This is a genomic window from Synechococcus sp. EJ6-Ellesmere, from assembly GCF_024345875.1.
In the GTDB taxonomy this organism is placed as follows: Bacteria; Cyanobacteriota; Cyanobacteriia; order PCC-6307; family Cyanobiaceae; genus Regnicoccus_A; species Regnicoccus_A antarcticus.
This window is the reverse complement of record NZ_JAGQBY010000056.1, coordinates 1-16601: the sequence shown is the minus strand read 5'-3', so window position 1 is coordinate 16601 and position 16601 is coordinate 1. Positions and strand designations below refer to the sequence as shown.

The window sequence follows — 16601 nt, the reverse complement described above, 5'->3', positions numbered from 1 at the left end:
AGTGCTCCGAACAGGGTCACAGACCGGCCCACCTCTTGCCACGACTGACGCTTGAAGAGCTGAGCCGTCAGCACCGGCTACGCCGGTGCTGCTCCTCCTGAATTACACCACTTGCTGGGACGCTGCTGCGCGTCGAGCTGTTGATGCCGGCAAACTCGTTCGCCGTCCAAGAGCGACCGCTACTGCCGACACGCGCCGTGCCTATGAGGAATCGGTTGCTCGCAAGGCACGGCAATTGGTCGTGCGTGTGGTGTTGCCCGGCGAGTGGTACTTGGTGCGCTGGGGCGGCACCCGCAAAGGTTCTGGCACCTTCTACACCCGTCCGGGCTTGGCCGTGCCAACGGTGCAGCGCACCCTGCGGCCGCTGCTCTATGACCCGCCGACGACAGAGGACGGCACTGCCGATCTTGAGGCTCCCGTCAGCGCTTGGCAGCCGAAGCGCCCTGAAGAAATCCTCGCGATCAAAACCTGCGACAGCGCCTGCGGTTCGGGGACTTTCCCTGTGGCGGTGCTGCGCTTCATCACCGATGCCCTCTATGCCTCGGTGCACCACCACGGCCGTGTGGCAGATCGTGGTGACCGTTCCGTGGTCAGCCTGCTCAGGCCTCGAACGGAGGATGCCGATGATGTGGCGGCCTTAGGGCAGGAACTGATCCCCTGTCCATCGGAAGACGCCAGTTTCGAGCCACGTCTTCGGGCGGTGCTCAAGCGCCATGTGGTGGAACGCTGCATCTACGGAGTGGACCTCGACCCCCTCGCAGTGGAGTTGTGCCGTCTGTCGCTCTGGATCGAGACGATGGACCGCACGTTGCCGTTCTCGTTCCTCGATCACAAGGTCAAGTGCGGTAATGCTTTGGTGGGCACCTGGTTCGACCAGTTCCTCCACTACCCGGTGATGGCCTGGAAAAACCGGGAGGGGGGCGACAAGAACCACTCCAATGGCGTCCATTTCGCAAAAGAGGCGCGGGGCAAGGCTCTGCGCGATTTCGCGATGGGAGATCTCAAGACCGACCTGAAGAACTTTCTATCGGGGCCAACGCTGTTTGATCCGCGCGATCGGGCAAGGGAGGCAACAGAAGTGCACGCCGATGCGCTGGACTTATTAGCCAAGCTGCACGATCTGCCTGTGCAGGATGCCGCCGAGCGGGCACGGATCTATCGAGACGAGCTCTTGGGTGCGCCTGCCTACAAGAGCCTGAAGGCCGCAATGGATCTTTGGTGCGCTTGCTGGTTCTGGCCAGCGGATGCTTTGGAGCAGGCTCCTTTGCCCAGCACCTTGAGCAACGCACCTGAGGCGACTTGCACCGTTGCAGCAGAGACCGCTGCTCGGTTGCGCTTCTTCCATTGGGAGCTGGAGTTCCCTGATGTCTTCTGCGCCGAAGGAGCAGGTTTCGATGCGGTGCTTGGCAATCCACCTTGGGATATCGCCAAGCCGAATTCCAAAGAGTTCTTCAGCAACATCGACCCCCTCTACCGCACTTACGGCAAGCAGGAAGCCCTGCGGAAACAGACCGGCTTTTTCGCTAGTGAGGAGCTCGAGCAGGGCTGGCTTGATTACAACGCGGACTTTCGGGCCCAGTCCAACTTCATGAAGTACGCGGCCGGAGCTTATGGGGACCCAGAAGCAAAAGAGGCAAGCAACGACCGTTTCATCATCGAGCGCGGCCGTCAGAACGAGGCTTTTCATGCTCGCTGGCGTGGATTGAGACAACGGACAGGGGGCTACGCCGACCCAGCCCACCCCTTCCAGCACCAAGGATCGGCAGACATCAATCTCTACAAGGCTTTTCTGGAGACAGCGCATTCTCTAATGCGCCAAGGTGGTCGATTGGGTTACATCATTCCGTCAGGCTTGTATTCAGACCATGGCACGGGCGCCCTGCGGCGTCTTTTCCTAGATTACTGCCAATGGGAGTGGCTGTTTGGCTTTGAGAATCGCGAGGAGATCTTCACCATTCATCGAAGCTTCAAGTTCAATCCGATCATTCTTGAGAAGGGGGGCTCCACATCCGTGATCCAAACGGCCTTCATGCGCCGCAAACTTGAAGACTGGGAACGCGCCGAGGAGCTGGCCACGCCCTATGTACGAGAACAAGTTGATCGCTTCAGCCCACGGTCCAAAGCGATCCTTGAGATTCAGTCGCAAAGCGAACTGGAGACGATCCAAAGGATCTATGCGGGCTCTGTTCCGCTTGGTGATAACGATCCCTTAGGCTGGGGTATCAAATATGAGCGCGAATATGATATGACAAATGACTCGAAGCTCTTCCCGCCGCGCACCAAGTGGGAAGATCAAGGGTATCGGCCGGACGAGTACAGCCGCTGGATCAAGGGCGAATGGCACCCGATCAATGAATTATGGCAAGAACTGGGCATAGATTCCGCCAATGTGACGGTGAATAGCCTAGGCCTCGACGAGTGGGTTTACGAGGCCAGTACCAACGTAGATCAACGATCCGCCAATAGATGCATTGCTGGCGGCCATTCCCTCAACCCAGGCGACGTGGCAAAAACCTCTGGAGGTTTGCGCTGTGCACCAGCTCCCTACAACACATTGCTGATTCCTCGGGCAGAGATTCCCGAGGGAATCATCCTCTCTAGAGCAGGAGATGCTTGGATCAAAGAAGAAAGGATTGCAGAAGTCGATTTTACAGATCCACGCGGCAATGCACTGATAATCAAGATTGGTCGTGGCAGAAATGCTGTCGAACTTCCCGTTCGGGGGCCTGCGATTGGACTCCCGCTGTACGAAGGCCGGATGATCGGCCAATTCGATTTCAGCGAGAAAGGTTGGGTCTCCGGAAGTGGACGCTCAGCGGTTTGGCAAGAAATGCCCCCAGAGGAGAAAGTCCTTGATCCTCAATTCATCATGGGCTTTCGAACAGCCGAACTCGCAGGGCTTGCCAAGCACCTACAGGCGGTGAAGGAGAATCACGGAGATGAGGCTTTTGAGCAGGAGCTGCAACGCCTAACCAGTAGCGATTCTGACACACAACTCCCTAGTCCGGTTGATCCGCTAGTTTCGTTCATGGACGTCACCTCTGCAACAAACCAGAGGACAATTATCGCGGCTGTAACACCGCCAATGCCCAGCGGCAACAAGGTACCTCTTTTTCACTTGCGCAACGCATGCAAGGAGACGCTTTGCACGCTCATGAACTCCTTTGCTTTTGATTATGTCATGCGACGCCGGATGTGCGGCCTTAGCGTCAATTACTTCATCATTGAAGAGGCTCCACTTCCACCGCTTCGATCAATACCGAAGAAACATTTTGTTTCGCTATCCCGCGGCCTTTGTCTTCCTGGCGTCGTGTTCGCCCCTGCATGGTGCAGATCGGCTGACGCCTTATCTGCAGAGCCATGGAGATCCAGCCAAAAGCTTTGTCCTGCTGAGATATTGCGGTGCCGCATTGTTCTCGATTGCGTGTGCGCTGTATTGCTAGGGATTTTGAACAATGCCAGCTTTCGCATGGTCCTTGAAGGATGTGATCACCCTGCGGGCTACACTCATTCAGATCCAAAGGGATTTTGGCGGATTGACCAAGACAAGGATCCCGAGTTAAGGCATACGGTGTTGACGCTGGTCGCCTTCCACGATCTGGAGGCAAAGATCCGCGAGCATGGTGGTGATCGCGAAGCTGGTATTGAGGCCTTCCTGACACAAAACAATGGTGAGGGTTGGCTCCTCCCTGATGCCGTGCGCCTCGCTGATTATGGCCTCGGACACGATGAGCGAGCACTGGAGCATCAACCCGTCGCCAGCCGCCTGGGTCCCCGCTTCTGCGATTGGCAGCTGAGCCAATCCGCAGAGGAGTCCTGGCGCGAATGCCATCTCCACGCCCGCAATCTCCTCGGCGAGAAGGGCTACCAAAACCTGCTCGCCGAGATTGAAGCCGAACGCAGTGGCCATGCAGTCGCGGCTCCGCCACCTTCGGTGGCAGAAATCCCGGTCAGCGACGACCAGCAGATGCAGCTTTTCTCCTGAGGACCCGTCATGGCGCTCAACCCCGTTGTCTTCACCGAAAAGATCGTCCGCAGCTTCCTGCGTTATCAGCTCACCGCCTACCCATTTGCCGATGAGCGGCTGCTCGCTCAGATGCGGGAGCTCCTCTCACTCGATGCCACGCGCAATTCACCGCTACTGAAGGGGCCCTTCGTCAGCGTCTCCCGCCCGTTTCGTCGCGGGGCCGCGGTCGACCAGCTGATCGCTGAAGGGGTGTTTCACCCCCACATGCGTCAGCGCATCCCGGCCGAGATCACCCATGTCTACGGCCACCAGGATGAGGCGATCCGCGCCATTTATGCAGGCCAGACCACGCTCGTCTCCACCGGTACTGGCTCGGGTAAGTCAGAGTGCTTCCTCTACCCCATCACCAGCAAGGGCCTCACGCTGCGCGATGAGAACGCGCCGCCGGGTATTTCAGCGGTCATCGTCTATCCGATGAATGCCCTGACTGAAGACCAGCTCGGCCGCTTGCGGTCGTTGCTGGCCGGCACGGGCATCACCTTCGGCATGTATGTGGGCAAGACGCCGGAAACAGAAGCTGAGGTGGCTGGGATCCGCTTGCCTCGCGGCGCATCACGTGCCGACTACGAAGCAAAACTGAAGGAAGTCCGCGACGAGCGCCGCAGCGACACGGTTTATCCCCCGGAGGAGGTCTGCTCGCGGGAGGAGATGCGCAAGCCCGGCGGGCAGCCACGCATCCTGCTCACCAACGTCAAGCAGCTCGAGCTGCTACTCACCCGTCAGCGCGATACGGAGCTGTTCAACGGGGCACGCCTCGACTTCCTGGTGTTCGACGAGGCCCACACCTTCACAGGGGCCCAGGGTGCGGAAACCGCCTGCTTGATCCGTCGCCTTCGCGCCTATTGCGGACGCGCCGCGCAAGACACCGTCTGCGTCGCCACCTCAGCCACGATCGTCGACAGGGAGAACCCCAACGCCGCCCTCGAATTTGCCTCACGGTTCTTCGGGGTGCCGGCCGATGCCGTCACCACCGTGGGTGAGGCCTATGAGCGGGAGACCTGGGGGGCTTCCCGCAGTGTGACGCCGGCTCCGAAACAGGATCCAGCCGAACTACTCGCTGAGACGGTCAAGGCGGTTGAAGACCCTTCAGGCGAAAAGGTGCGTGGGGTGTACCGCAAGCTCGCCGGCCAGCCTTTACCGGAGGGCGACTGGGCCGCTGAGCTCTACCAGGCCCTCGCCAGCAACGAAATCGCCTGGCAGCTGGCCGAACTGCTCGCCACGCCCACCGCCCTTGACCAGTTGCCACAACAACTTCTGGAGCGGGTGCAGCGGCCCGTGGGTGAGGAGGAGGTGCTGGCGTGGCTGACCCTTGGTGCCGCTGCCCGCAGCGACAACCGACCCCTGTTGCGTCCCGTCGTGCATGCCTTCGTCAGGGGGATTAGCGGAGCGGTCGTCACGTTCCCCAAAGGGGACGCAGACCCCAAGCTCTGGCTGGCTGCAGAAGACGAGCTGCACGTCAGCGGGGAAGATGACCGGCACACGCACTTCCCCGTCACCACCTGCACCACCTGCGGCCAGCACTACTTCATCACCTTCCTCAAGGACTTCCAGTACACCCAGAGAAGACCTGGTGGCGGGGAGGCAGCAGACGACACCTCCTTCTGGGAGCCACTGGCAGAAGCGCAGGGGGGTAAACGCGTCGTCCTGCTGGATCGGGTCATCGGTGGCAGCGGTGATGACACAGACGACGAGCTCGAAGAGCACGAGCGAACGACACCTCTCCATTTCTGCCGCAGTTGCGGCGCCGCGCACCCCGAGCCCGCAGTGCACTGCCTGCACTGCGGGGCTGGTGGGGAGATGGTGAGGCTCTATGCAATTCGGCAGAACCCCGACAACCCTGGCCACCTCACCAGTTGCCTCTCCTGCGGGGCTATTGGCCGGCGCAGCGGCAGCTACTACCGAGAACCTGCCCGTCCAGTGCGAGCCACCAACGTGGCCGACGTGCACGTCTTAGCCCAGGACATGGTGCACCACTCCGAGCGGCCAAGGCTCCTGGTGTTCTGTGACAACCGCCAGGACGCGGCCTTCCAGGCTGGCTGGATGAAGGATCACGCCCGACGCTTCCGCCTACGGGCGCTTATGGCCCAGGGGCTCAGTGAAGGGCCGATTTCCGTTGGCGATCTGGCCCGCTTTGTCGACGACCAGCTCGAACGAGACGAATCCCTGTCGAGAGCCCTCGTGCCTGAGGTCTGGCAGGTGCAGCGCAAGGAAGGTGGTGGTGGGCGCCACGAACAGGAACGGCGCAAGTTTCTTCGCATCCAGGTGTTACGCGAGGTCACCCTGTCCTCACGCCAGGCGATCGGTCTTGAACCCTGGGGCCGCATGAAGGTGGAGTACGAGGGCCTCAATGCTGCGTTGCCATGGATTCAACGCGAGGCGGCCCATCTGGGGATGCCGCCAGAGGATCTGCGAGACGGTGTCGCCAGCGTTCTCGACTATCTCCGCCGCAAGCGCGTGCTGCACGATCCGGAACGGGAGATTTTCAGCAAGTACTGGATGGACGGCGACCTCGAAATCCAGCAGGGGTATCTGCCGCAGCTCGGGGCCCCCAATGGCACCAAGCTACGGCGCGACGCCCAGGAGAAATCGGAACTGGTCACCCAGTGGTTCAGCGACCGTGGTGACACCGTGCTCAAGCAGGTGGCGAAGAAGTGGGGCGTGGACCCCGACGATCTCGAAGACTTCCTTGAACGTCTCTTCCGCTTCCTGGTCACCCAAAAGCTCCTGCTGCCGGTGACCCTGAAAGGCTCCAAGGGCAGGCCTCTGCCCCAGGTGAGCGGGGTCTACCAGGTGGACGCAGACAAGCTCCGCCTGCAGGGCAACCACGGCATCTGGCGTTGTTGCAGCTGCCGGCGCCGCAGCACCCGCCGCACCCCGCATAACGCCTGCATGGCCTGGCGCTGCAACGGCACGCTGGAGTTCATCAGCGAAGACAAGGACAACTACGACCTGCAGCTGCTCGATGAGGGCTACTCGATGCTCAGGCCCGAGGAGCACACGGCGATGGTGCCCCACGACGAGCGCGAGCGCCTGGAGAACCTGTTCCGCGGCGAGTCGGATGCGATCAACGCCTTCGTCTGCACCCCCACGCTCGAGTTGGGAGTGGACATCGGCCAGCTCGATGCGGTGCTGATGCGGAACGTGCCGCCCCTGCCCGCCAACTACTGGCAGCGGGCTGGCCGTGCAGGGCGTCGGCACCGGATGGCGGTGGACATCACCTACTGCCGTCCCGTCTCCCACGACCGTGCCTATTTCACCGATCCACCGAAGCTGCTCGCCGGCCGAGTGGATCCGCCCGCCTTCAACCTCCGCAACGAGCTGATGGTGGGCAAGCACGTCCACGCCACGGCCATCACCCGGCTGCATCAATACACCCGGGACATTTCGCGCACACCGGCAGAATGGGAGGCGGTGGACGGCGTGCTCAAGACCTGCCTGCCCGATCGCGTGTCCTCCTACCTCTTTGATGGCGGCCTGCTTCGCACGACTCCCTTCGATCTCACGCCCCTGCGGCAGTTGATCGAAGCGAACCTCGACGATCTCTCCAGCTACGTGCAGCTGGCATTCGGCCAGGGTTGGCCATCCCAGGACGCCGAAGTCGCTACGCCCGAGGCCCTGCGCCGGCATGTCGCCGAGATGGTGCCTGGTCTTGAGCTCGTGTTGGGCCGGCTCAACCGCCGCCTGCGCTGGGCGCTCGACCAGATCAAGCGCCTGAATGCCGTGCGAGAGGAGCAAGGCACGCTTGAACCCGAAGACGACGCGCTCTTCCGTCGCTGCGATGCACTGGTCAAGCGCCTCAAAGGCACCGCAAGTCGAGGACGGCGTGAGGCAGAGGGCTACGACGACGTGAACACCTTCGGCGTGCTCGCTGCCGAAGGGTTCCTGCCGGGCTATGGCCTCGAAGTGGGTTCAGTTCTCGGCACGGCCGAGATCCCGTTCTGGCGCACCGGAGCGATGGCTTTCACCCTGCCGCGTCCACCGAGCGTGGCCCTGCGGGAATACGTCCCCGGCAACCTGATCTACGCCAACGGCAACCGATTTGTTGCACGGCGCTTCCACCGTGACGCCGACGAGCAGACCTCCGAGGTGCCGGTGTTCGAGGTGGTGATCGATCGCCAGGCTGTGAAGCCCACAAACCAATCGGCGGCAGCGACAGGTCTTGGGTCCCAGCGTGTTCAGGCGATTTCCGTCTGCGATGTCGACCTGGTGCATCAATCGCACATCTCCGATGAGGAAGATCTGCGTTTCCAGCTGCCGGTTGCTGTGTTCGGTCTGGAGCGCGATCAACACAACGGAGGCCGTGCCTTCCAGTGGGGCGAACAGCCGCTGCAGCTGCGCCGTGGCGTACGCCTGCGCCTGGTCAATGTCGGAGCGACCCGCGCGATTGAGAGAACCGGCAACTTTGGTTACCCCGTTTGCACTGTCTGCGGCCAGAGCATCTCGCCCTTGTCATCGGACCGGCAGCGCACACTGTTCGACCAGAACCACAAGGAGCGCTGCGGCAGGGAAATCTCGCCCCTGGGGTTCTACGCCGATGTGGTGGCAGACGCACTCCCCCTTCCAGGATGCCCCGACCAGACAACCGCCTACAGCGTGCTGGAAGCCCTGCGCTTCGCGGCTGCGCAGGTGCTCGATATGACCATGGATGACCTGCAGGTGCTGGTTCTTGGCCATGTCGACCGCGATGACGTAGATGCCGTCCTGTGGGATCCAATGCCAGGTGGCTCAGGACTGCTGGATCAGATCTGCGAACGATTCAGCGAAATTGTTGCAGCAGCGAAAGCAGTCGTGGATGGTTGCCCCTCAGGATGCGACACCTCCTGTATCGACTGCCTTCAGACCTTCCGCAACGGCTACTACCACAAACATCTCGATCGCAAGCTGGCCTCGCAGAAGCTCATGGCATGGGGCGAGCGACTCTCCCTCTCCCACGACATCCCGGCAGTCCAGCCCTCGCAGGCACCTGGAGAAGGCAGCTATCCGGTCAATGAGGTTGAGCGCCGGCTGCGGTATCTCCTACTCGCCGCAGGCTTCGAGGAAGGAACCCGTGGCGAACAGCTGCAACTTGATCGTGCCATCGGCACCACAACACCAGATGTGATCTATCGCGGACCACACCATGACCCCGATGAAGGCGTCTGCATCTATCTGGATGGCATGAGTGGTCACCTCCATGGTGATCCTGCAACGGCTGAGAAAGACGCGCAGATTCGTTCCTGGCTGCGCAACAACGGCTATGACGTGATCGAGATCGCGGTCAGTGATCTCAGCGATGAAGGCGCCATGACGCGGCACTTCCGAAAGCTGGCGGGGTATCTCAATGCCATCGATCTGAAAGGGCGACTGCGCTCCGACACCAGTTGGTTCAGTGCAAGTGAGGGGGCTTCGGCTCCACCTGAACAGGCGATACTTCGGGTTGTGGATCCCAGACCTGAAGAGCGTTATGTGAACTGCCTGCCGCTGATCCCGCTAAAGGCCGCCGCCGGCCTGTTCAGTGATCCCCAGCAAGTACCAGAGGATTCCGAGTGGAATCAATGGGTTGTCGTAGAGGCGGGCCGGAAGCTACGCAGAGGCATGTTCGTTGCCCAGGTTGTTGGCAAGTCGATGGAGCCACGAATCCCGGACGGCTCCTACTGCCTTTTCTCCACCCCGGTCGAAGGCAGCCGCCAAGGGAAAATCGTCCTTGTCCAGCTCCGCAACGAGACCGATCCCGAGAGTGGCACCCGCTACACCGTAAAGCGCTACGAAAGCGAGAAGTCTTATGGGGAGGATGACACCTGGCGGCACGTCAAAATCACCCTGAAACCGCTTAATACGGCTTTCGATCCAATTGTTCTTGCCGAAGAGGACGAAAATGCCATTGCCGTGGTGGCCGAATTTCTGCAAGTTCTGCAATAGCAATCTGCCTTCAACTTTGCGAGTGCCGCATCTTTGTGAGTTCATGCTCGGGCCTGCAGATTGATGGTGCACCCGGGGCTGAAGCCCTCCAGCACCGGCAGGGGAGGGGGTGGCCACCGCGCCGGCGCACACCCACCGCATCCCTCGGCCAGTCCTTACGCCGCGTCAAGGATCGGGCCATGCGCCCTCCGGTGTCGGGCGTCCTTGTCACAGCGCTTCGGCCGGCCGGCGGGGGGGGGGTTCTCCGCCGTCCCCAGATGGCTTCCCTCTCATCCCCCTCCCGCCGCAAGCAGCAGTCCTATGCCCTCAGCCGTTCTTCCCTCAAGGCCCGTATGTCCTGGTGCTGGAGCACCTGCCCCTGGCCGATGCCATTGCCTCAGCCGCTGCCCGGGGCCTGTCCCCTCTGGTGGAGCGGGAGGATCTGGTCAAGGTGGCGTGAGCGGCCTTGCTCCGCTCCGCTCCCCGCTTCAATACAGGCGAGCCCGCTGGGCCCTATCTGCGCTGCTGCATCACCGGTGCCCTGCAGCACCACCTGTGCGATCGGGTCCGGCTTGTGCGCGTCTCTCGCCGAGAGCACGAGAAGGGCACCTGCCCTCTTGGGCATGTCAGCCTCGATGCCCAGGGCGATGGCGAGCCATCCCTGCTCGATCAGCTGGCTATTGCTGAGCACGAGCCTGCTTCTGGCCCTGCCAGCGAGGGGCTGGCGCTGGAGCACCTGGTGGATCAGCTGCCTGCCCCCGAGGCCACGGCCCTGCGGCTCACCATCCTCGAGGGCCTCTCACTCCGCGCTGCAGCCGAGAGCTGGAAATCAGCGCCATGTCGGTGTCGCACCGTGAGGTGCGCCTGGCGGCGCAGCGGGCCCAGAAGAAGGCCCTCGCCCCCTTGCGTCAGTAGCTCAGGGCGTAAGGCCCAGCTCCGGTGCCTCGGGGCCAGATCCGCTCCGAGGCGCTCAGGTCATCAGGTCATCCATCAGCGCATCCGGCAGGGGCGCTGCAGAGACCAGCGCCTCGGCCTCGCTGATCAGGGCGCTCTTGGTGAGGCTGGCATCCAGTATCACGCCGTATTCACGGAAGCAGTGCTCGATGATCTCGGCCTTGGTCATGGCCGTGAAGTCCACAGGTTCCGTGTCGGCGTCGGGCTCGATCGCCGGAAGAGACTGATCTCCACTGTCCTCGCCCTCTTCGGGCAGCTCCTCGATCGGGGCCTCAGGTGAGGAAGCGGCGGTCTGCTCTTCTGTCTCCGGGGGCAAGCCGCCTGTCTGCGACGGATCCTCCGGCTCGATCGGTTGCTCCGGTGCTGGCGCCGGTGCCGGGCCGATGGTCCAGCCCAACGCATGCCAACCGCCGGCATGCACGGCCCAGACGTAGATCTCCTGGTCGCCGTTGTGCAGCAGCACCCAGCCGGTGCGGGGATCGATCGGAGTGGCGCTGGCTGTTGGGGTTGTGGTCATGGCGCTCAGGCGGGGATGGTGGCGGTAAGGCCCACATGCAGGTCGGCCGGGGTGGAGGGGGTGACGAGCGCCTTGGCAAAACAGATGCAGGGCCACTGGACCCGCGACAGATCGGCGGTGGCGATGTTGATGTCATGGCCGCTCAGGTAGGCCTCCACCCGGCCGCCCTCGGCCGGCAGCGACACCTTCACCGCACTCACAAAGCTGCCGGTGGCGCCGTCCTTGAGCAGCGGTGCCAGCTGCAGGTCCACCGTCACCGCGGCGGTGTGGTTTGAATGACTGGCCACCAGCGTGAACCGGGCGGCGGCATCGAGCTTGGTGTTCAGCCGCACCACCTCACCACTGACGAACTTCTTGGGGGCGGGGCGCAGGGCGCCGTGGGCGATGGCGCCCACCAGGGTGGTCTCCGCATCAATCAGCGGGTTGCTGCGGTGGGCCTGGGGAATGGAGGGCATGGTGATGCTCCGGTGATCGGGATCAGGGGTGGTGGCTCAGGGGTTTGAGATCAAGGCGTAGTGATCACAGGCGGCGTGATCGCATTCAGGCGGCCGGCGGCGCGGGGGTGCAGCACTGCAAAGCCCACGTACCAATCGACGCGGGTGCGGAACACCGGGGCATCGGGCACCTCGCCCAGATCCCGCACCGAGATGCCGTAGCGACTCTGGAACGGACCCTGCAGGCCGGTCACCCCCTGATCCCCCAGGGCGAGGCAGTAGATCGAGCTGGTGCCGCCGGCCTCGCCATACCCGAGCACTTCACGGCCCTGGGCATCGCGATCGACGGTGAGGATCTCGCAGTCCTGGTAGCGATGCACCGTCATGCCCAGTGCATTGGTCTCGGCCACGTAGGAGCAGCAGTTGCTGCTGCGGGCCAGGGCATTGAGCTGGCGGCGCATGGCCCGGCCCATCAGCAGCACTTTGGGCCGGCCCATGCCATCGACGGCATCGATCAGCTCATCGAGCGGATCAAAGGCCAGCGGCTGGTTGCCGTTGTCGATCGCCAGCTCGCTGCCGGCCGGCAGCCGCTTGGCCAGGCCGTCAAAGGCCCGCGCATCGGCACTGGCGTCACCGTTGACGATCGTGGCCTCCAGCGTCAGGCGCATGGAGCGGATCTTCATTTCGATCTGGCTGGCGCGGGCCTCTGGGCCCATCAGGTCCACGATCGAGCGGTCCACATCCACATCACCGCCAAAGAGGTGCACGGCTTCGGCGCGCTGGTCGATCACGCCGTAGCTCTGGCTGTAGCCCTCGTTCACGGCCCGGAAGCCCACCGCGGGCAGCTCCTGCTCGGCGGCATAGAACAGGCCGCTGCCGTTGATGTTCAGAAATGGCAGCCGGGCCAGCAGTTCCCCCTCCGAGAAGGTCTTGAGCACGGCGAGGTGCTCGAGGCGGGTTTCGTACTTGGCTGCCTCGATCAGGGTGAGGCCCATGACATGGGTGGGGCCAGGCCCCAGGGAGGTCACGGGCTATTGCCGAGCTGCGTTGGAGCGTGGTCAGGGAGCACTGCAGAGAGGGTCACTGCGCATCCTTGGGCTGGAGCAGGTCTCGGCCAACTGAATGCGACGTCGAAGTTCGGCATCGTTTTTCTCCAGAACGGTGAAGTGGGAGATGGCTCGCGTCCTCCCCGACTCGCCGTGAACCCAGGTGGTGTAGTTGAAGCGCTGGCCGGCATAGAACACGCTCACCTGACTGGACCCCCCACCTGGTTCCTTGACTGTTTTCAGGGCTTCCGAGCGAAGGAAGTCCTCCAGCACCTCCGGACCAAACACCTCGGCAATCAATAGGTGCCCAAGGTCATTGCCGCTTTTCTGGAAGATCACCTGACCCGAACAACGGTATGGCTCCCTTTCACAGGCCTCAGGCCTGTAGTCGATGGTTTCGCTTTCGGAGACGCCGTTGCTGTTCAGGAAAGCACTGAAAGCGAGGCTTCCTCCAGCCGCGGCACCTTGCGAACTGAGGTCGGGGTAGCCATCGGTGTATTTCCGCTCTGCTTTTGGCCTGGGAAGGATGTGAGTGGCGGCACGCCAGTTCCGCACCAGCTGAGTGCTGTTCTCTCCAGGCAAGGCGTGGAGAGGCGGTGGGGATCCCAGCCCAAGAGTCACGGCAGCCACCATTGCACCAACAACTGGCAGCGGCTGGTGCCTGGATGCAAGAGCCATCTTGCTGAGGAGCGGTGTCACGACCGTAGAGCTGCACTGCGGCAACAGCAGGGGACTGCCCTGCTGCCATGCCCGCCACCTCTGCCTCTGCAACCCCTGCTGCTCAGGCGCCGTTCAGCGCCGATCGCTGGCGCCAGTTCTGGGACCACTGGAAGGCCCAGCCCCAGCAGCTCGACGGGATCGAGCAACTGCGTCAGGCGGTCATGGCCGCCGACCCCGCGATCCTCACCGAGGCCGCCTCCTGGCGGCAGACCTTCTCCACCGCGGCGCCTGCGTCACCGGCACCGGAGTTCGCCAATCCCCTGCCGGTGGCATGGGAGAACCAGAACGACAACGCCAGCGGCACCGGCTACCGCGAGTGCTTCTCCAGCAGCTGCGCCATGCTTGCCCGCTACTGGGGCAAGGTCTCCGGCGATGACGAGTACAACCTCATCCGTGCTCGCTACGGCGACACCACCTCTGCCGAGGCGCAGTTGGCAGCGTTGCGTTCGCTGGGGCTGACAGCCAACTTCGCCACCAACGGCCATCGCGAAACGCTGGAGGAGCAGATCAATCTGGGTCGGCCGGTAGCGGTGGGCTGGTTGCATCACGGCCCCGCCTCTTCCCCCAGCGGCGGCGGTCACTGGAGCGTGGTGATCAGTTTCACCGACACCCATGCCGTCCACAACGACCCCAACGGTGAGGCCGATCTCGTCCACGGCGGCTACACAGCCAAGACCCAGGGAGCGGGACAGCACTTCAGCTGGAAGAACTGGTTGCCGCGCTGGGAGGCCGATGGCGTCGGCACCGGCTGGCTGCTCACCTGCCATCCCTGAACTGAGGAGTTCAGTCAGCCATGGCCGGCCCTGCAGGGTTCGATCGTGAGAAGTTCCTGCTGCGGGCGGTGGCGGGGATCTTCATCGCCCAGTTCGGGCTCTATGCCGCCGGTCTGGGCGTCTGCTTTCACGTGGGCCGCCAGCAGCTACGGCGAGCGGCCTGCGCCAGCTATCCCGACCACCTTCAACGGACATTTGAGACGGCGTTGGGCACAACCCTGGCGCTGCTGGGGGGCAGCAGCCTGGCGGCCGGGCGGCGCAGAGACCCTGATCCCTAACGAGGGAGTGCTGCGCGAGCTGGCCTGCCGACCTGCTCCACCGGCTCTCTGTGGATCGGCTGCGCGCAGCCCTCCTCATGGTCCGCGCGGCCTCAAGGGCTGACGCGAGTCAGCCAGACCTGTTGCGTTGGCTCGGCTCCGCCTCGCTTGCTGGTCGTGGCTGCCCCTTGACCCCACCCGGCCTGCTTCGGGGTCTTCGCTACGCCTGCCATGGCTTCCTCATCACGGCACAGCTCACTTCAGCTCCATAGCTCTGAGTCACTGGAGCAGATCAGCATCCGCTGCCTCAGCAGCTATCCGCATCGCCACCGGCTGCTGAGGCTCTGCCACCAGATCCTGTTCGAGCGGATCGATCCCGCTGATTTCCCCTCCTGGGCAGCTGAGATTGAGCCCAGGCTCTGAGGGCAGAAGCCCGTGGGCCTGGCCCGGCTGCGGCCGGGCTTTTTTTGTTGCCCTCGGGGGTTGTCTGGCCCAGCGCGGGTTCCCCGCAAGGGATCGTGCCGGGCTTCTTCATGGTCCGCCGGGGGCAAGGGCTGCGCAAGGCGGCGAGGCCGCTGCGCGGTCGCCGCCCCTTGCCTTCCCGGCGGTGCGTCGGGCGTCCCGTCACAGCGCCATAGGCGCCTGTTCCCATGTCCCCCTCTCTCGCTCGGCTCACCCGAGAAGATCCCGTGGCCCTGGTCGAGTCCTGCCACAGGGCCCTGCTCTGGATCCTGAGCAGCCACCAGGGCAAACCCATCCACCGCTTCTGGATCGATCACCCCTACGGGGAAGAGGAAATCACCCTGCTGGAGGAGGAGCTGCTCCCGGCGATCGAGCAGTTCCTCTCCCGCACCGGCGAGATCGATGCGGCGATCGAGGCCGCCCACGAGGCTGAGGTGGAGCGGGTCCAGGCCGCGATGGCAGCGGAGGCCACAGCTGTGGGTGTCTGATCGTGGCCGCCACAGGTGGTTCAGCTCTGGCCAGTCGCTCGGCCATGGGATCGGCGAGGAATCACCAGCACTGCCCCGGCCCGCCTGGCGGTCGCCAGGCTCGGCTCGGCCTGGCAAGGGTTTCACGAGCCGCTGTGCGGCCCTTGCCAGACCGCACCGGCCGGGGCGATGGGGCGGGCGTTCCTCGCCTCTGTCCCATGGCCTCCTCTGCTCCCCTGGCCTGCCCGATCCGCCAGCTGGTGGTGCACATCTATCCCGCTGGCCTCAAGGTCGCCGGCGCCGAGCGCATCACCCAGCACTACGGCCGCTCCGGCCGTCCCGTCAAAAAGCCCCGCTACATGCCGGCTGAGCGGGCCCATGCGCTGGCGCGCAAGCTGGCCGCCAGGCGCCTCGGCACCGTCTCGGTGCTCTGAGGCGGCGGCCATCGGGCCCGGCGTTGCCGGGCCTTTCTGGGCTGCTGAACGCCGCTGCTCAGCGGTGGGAGCTGCGGCCGCTGGTCACGAAGCCAGCCCGGTAGAGCTCACTGGCGCTCATGGCGTGGGGGTTGAGCACTTCCCCGAAGCCACCGGCCGTTGCCGGGGCTGCCGTCAGGGCGCTGGCGGCCCCCATCGCCCCGCGCTGCTGAAACAGGAAGCCGTAGACGGGATGGATGCGCAGCTGATCGAGGAACTCAGCGGTCGTCATCGGCCGGCCGTCGTCGCCCAGCAGCGGCTGGCCCTGACCGTCGAGCGGTTCGAGCACATCGGTGCCGTCCTTGCCGCTGCTGAGGCGGAAGCTCTCGCCCAGCTGGCCCTTGAACACATCAAAGAACGTGCCGCGGCTGTCACCGCCATTGCGGCCCTCGGCTTCTGAGAATGCACGCTCCAGCAGCCGTTCCTTGCGGAGCTGCAGCACCAGGGTGGAGGCCGCATCGCGCTCAGCGGCCACAGCCGCCACCTTCTTGGCGGAGGCCTCCTCCATCTGCCGCTCGCGCAGCTCCACCTGCTGCTCCAGCAGCTGCTTCTGGCGTTCGGCCTCCTGGAGGCGGGAGTATTCCTCCGGGTTGA

Annotated in this window: 12 protein-coding genes; 7 read left to right on the top strand and 5 right to left on the bottom strand. The window is 63.5% G+C overall.

Annotated features, from left to right (window positions below):
- Positions 1–85 precede the first annotated feature (85 nt).
- Both KBY78_RS07790 and KBY78_RS07785 read left to right on the top strand, forming a co-directional pair.
- The gene (locus tag KBY78_RS07790; protein ID WP_255143115.1) at positions 86–3985 is read left to right on the top strand and encodes a hypothetical protein; all 3900 of its coding nucleotides are present in this window, start codon (positions 86–88) and stop codon (positions 3983–3985) included.
- Between the two features lie 9 nt (positions 3986–3994).
- Positions 3995–9925 carry a DEAD/DEAH box helicase gene (locus tag KBY78_RS07785; protein ID WP_255143114.1) on the top strand — a complete coding sequence of 1977 codons (5931 nt, stop codon included), beginning with the start codon at positions 3995–3997 and terminating at the stop codon, positions 9923–9925.
- 949 nt (positions 9926–10874) lie between these two features.
- Here KBY78_RS07785 and KBY78_RS07780 read toward each other — a convergent pair.
- From KBY78_RS07780 to KBY78_RS07765, 4 genes are all read right to left on the bottom strand, one after another.
- Complete coding sequence (locus KBY78_RS07780; RefSeq protein ID WP_255143113.1) at positions 10875–11375, bottom strand: hypothetical protein; 501 nt, start codon at positions 11373–11375, stop codon at positions 10875–10877.
- A 5-nt stretch (positions 11376–11380) separates the two neighbouring features.
- Positions 11381–11830, bottom strand: a complete 450-nt coding sequence (locus KBY78_RS07775; protein ID WP_255143112.1) for a hypothetical protein — start codon at positions 11828–11830, stop codon at positions 11381–11383.
- A gap of 50 nt (positions 11831–11880) precedes the next feature.
- Positions 11881–12804 (bottom strand): major capsid protein, encoded by a 924-nt coding sequence (locus tag KBY78_RS07770; RefSeq protein ID WP_255143111.1) that lies wholly within the window; start codon positions 12802–12804, stop codon positions 11881–11883.
- A gap of 63 nt (positions 12805–12867) precedes the next feature.
- Entirely contained in the window at positions 12868–13410 is a 543-nt protein-coding gene (locus tag KBY78_RS07765; protein WP_255143110.1) for a hypothetical protein, read from the bottom strand.
- 191 nt (positions 13411–13601) lie between these two features.
- Between KBY78_RS07765 and KBY78_RS07760 the strand changes: the two genes are divergently transcribed.
- From KBY78_RS07760 to KBY78_RS07740, 5 genes are all read left to right on the top strand, one after another.
- Entirely contained in the window at positions 13602–14348 is a 747-nt protein-coding gene (locus KBY78_RS07760; RefSeq protein WP_255143109.1) for a C39 family peptidase, read from the top strand.
- 20 nt (positions 14349–14368) lie between these two features.
- Positions 14369–14626: a hypothetical protein gene (locus tag KBY78_RS07755; protein ID WP_255143108.1), complete on the top strand. Its 258-nt coding sequence runs from the start codon at positions 14369–14371 to the stop codon at positions 14624–14626.
- 210 nt (positions 14627–14836) lie between these two features.
- Positions 14837–15028, top strand: a complete 192-nt coding sequence (locus KBY78_RS07750) for a hypothetical protein (protein WP_255143107.1) — start codon at positions 14837–14839, stop codon at positions 15026–15028.
- Positions 15029–15255: 227 nt separating this feature from the next.
- Positions 15256–15555 (top strand): hypothetical protein, encoded by a 300-nt coding sequence (locus tag KBY78_RS07745; protein ID WP_255143106.1) that lies wholly within the window; start codon positions 15256–15258, stop codon positions 15553–15555.
- A gap of 197 nt (positions 15556–15752) precedes the next feature.
- Complete coding sequence (locus KBY78_RS07740) at positions 15753–15968, top strand: hypothetical protein (protein ID WP_255143105.1); 216 nt, start codon at positions 15753–15755, stop codon at positions 15966–15968.
- A 58-nt stretch (positions 15969–16026) separates the two neighbouring features.
- On the opposite strand, the gene KBY78_RS07735 is transcribed toward KBY78_RS07740, so the two are convergent.
- Positions 16027–16601, bottom strand: a 575-nt coding sequence (locus tag KBY78_RS07735) for a hypothetical protein (protein WP_255143104.1), incomplete at its 5' end; no start/stop codon positions are given.

Excerpts from the sequence above, each read along its gene's own strand:
- KBY78_RS07785 (WP_255143114.1), top strand. The coding sequence starts at position 3,995 with ATGGCGCTCAACCCCGTTGTCTTCACCGAAAAGATCGTCCGCAGCTTC.
- KBY78_RS07780 (WP_255143113.1), bottom strand. The coding sequence starts at position 11,375 with ATGACCACAACCCCAACAGCCAGCGCCACTCCGATCGATCCCCGCACC.
- KBY78_RS07775 (WP_255143112.1), bottom strand. The coding sequence starts at position 11,830 with ATGCCCTCCATTCCCCAGGCCCACCGCAGCAACCCGCTGATTGATGCG.
- KBY78_RS07770 (WP_255143111.1), bottom strand. The coding sequence starts at position 12,804 with ATGGGCCTCACCCTGATCGAGGCAGCCAAGTACGAAACCCGCCTCGAG.
- KBY78_RS07760 (WP_255143109.1), top strand. The coding sequence starts at position 13,602 with ATGCCCGCCACCTCTGCCTCTGCAACCCCTGCTGCTCAGGCGCCGTTC.
- KBY78_RS07755 (WP_255143108.1), top strand. The coding sequence starts at position 14,369 with ATGGCCGGCCCTGCAGGGTTCGATCGTGAGAAGTTCCTGCTGCGGGCG.
- KBY78_RS07750 (WP_255143107.1), top strand. The coding sequence starts at position 14,837 with ATGGCTTCCTCATCACGGCACAGCTCACTTCAGCTCCATAGCTCTGAG.
- KBY78_RS07745 (WP_255143106.1), top strand. The coding sequence starts at position 15,256 with ATGTCCCCCTCTCTCGCTCGGCTCACCCGAGAAGATCCCGTGGCCCTG.
- KBY78_RS07740 (WP_255143105.1), top strand. The coding sequence starts at position 15,753 with ATGGCCTCCTCTGCTCCCCTGGCCTGCCCGATCCGCCAGCTGGTGGTG.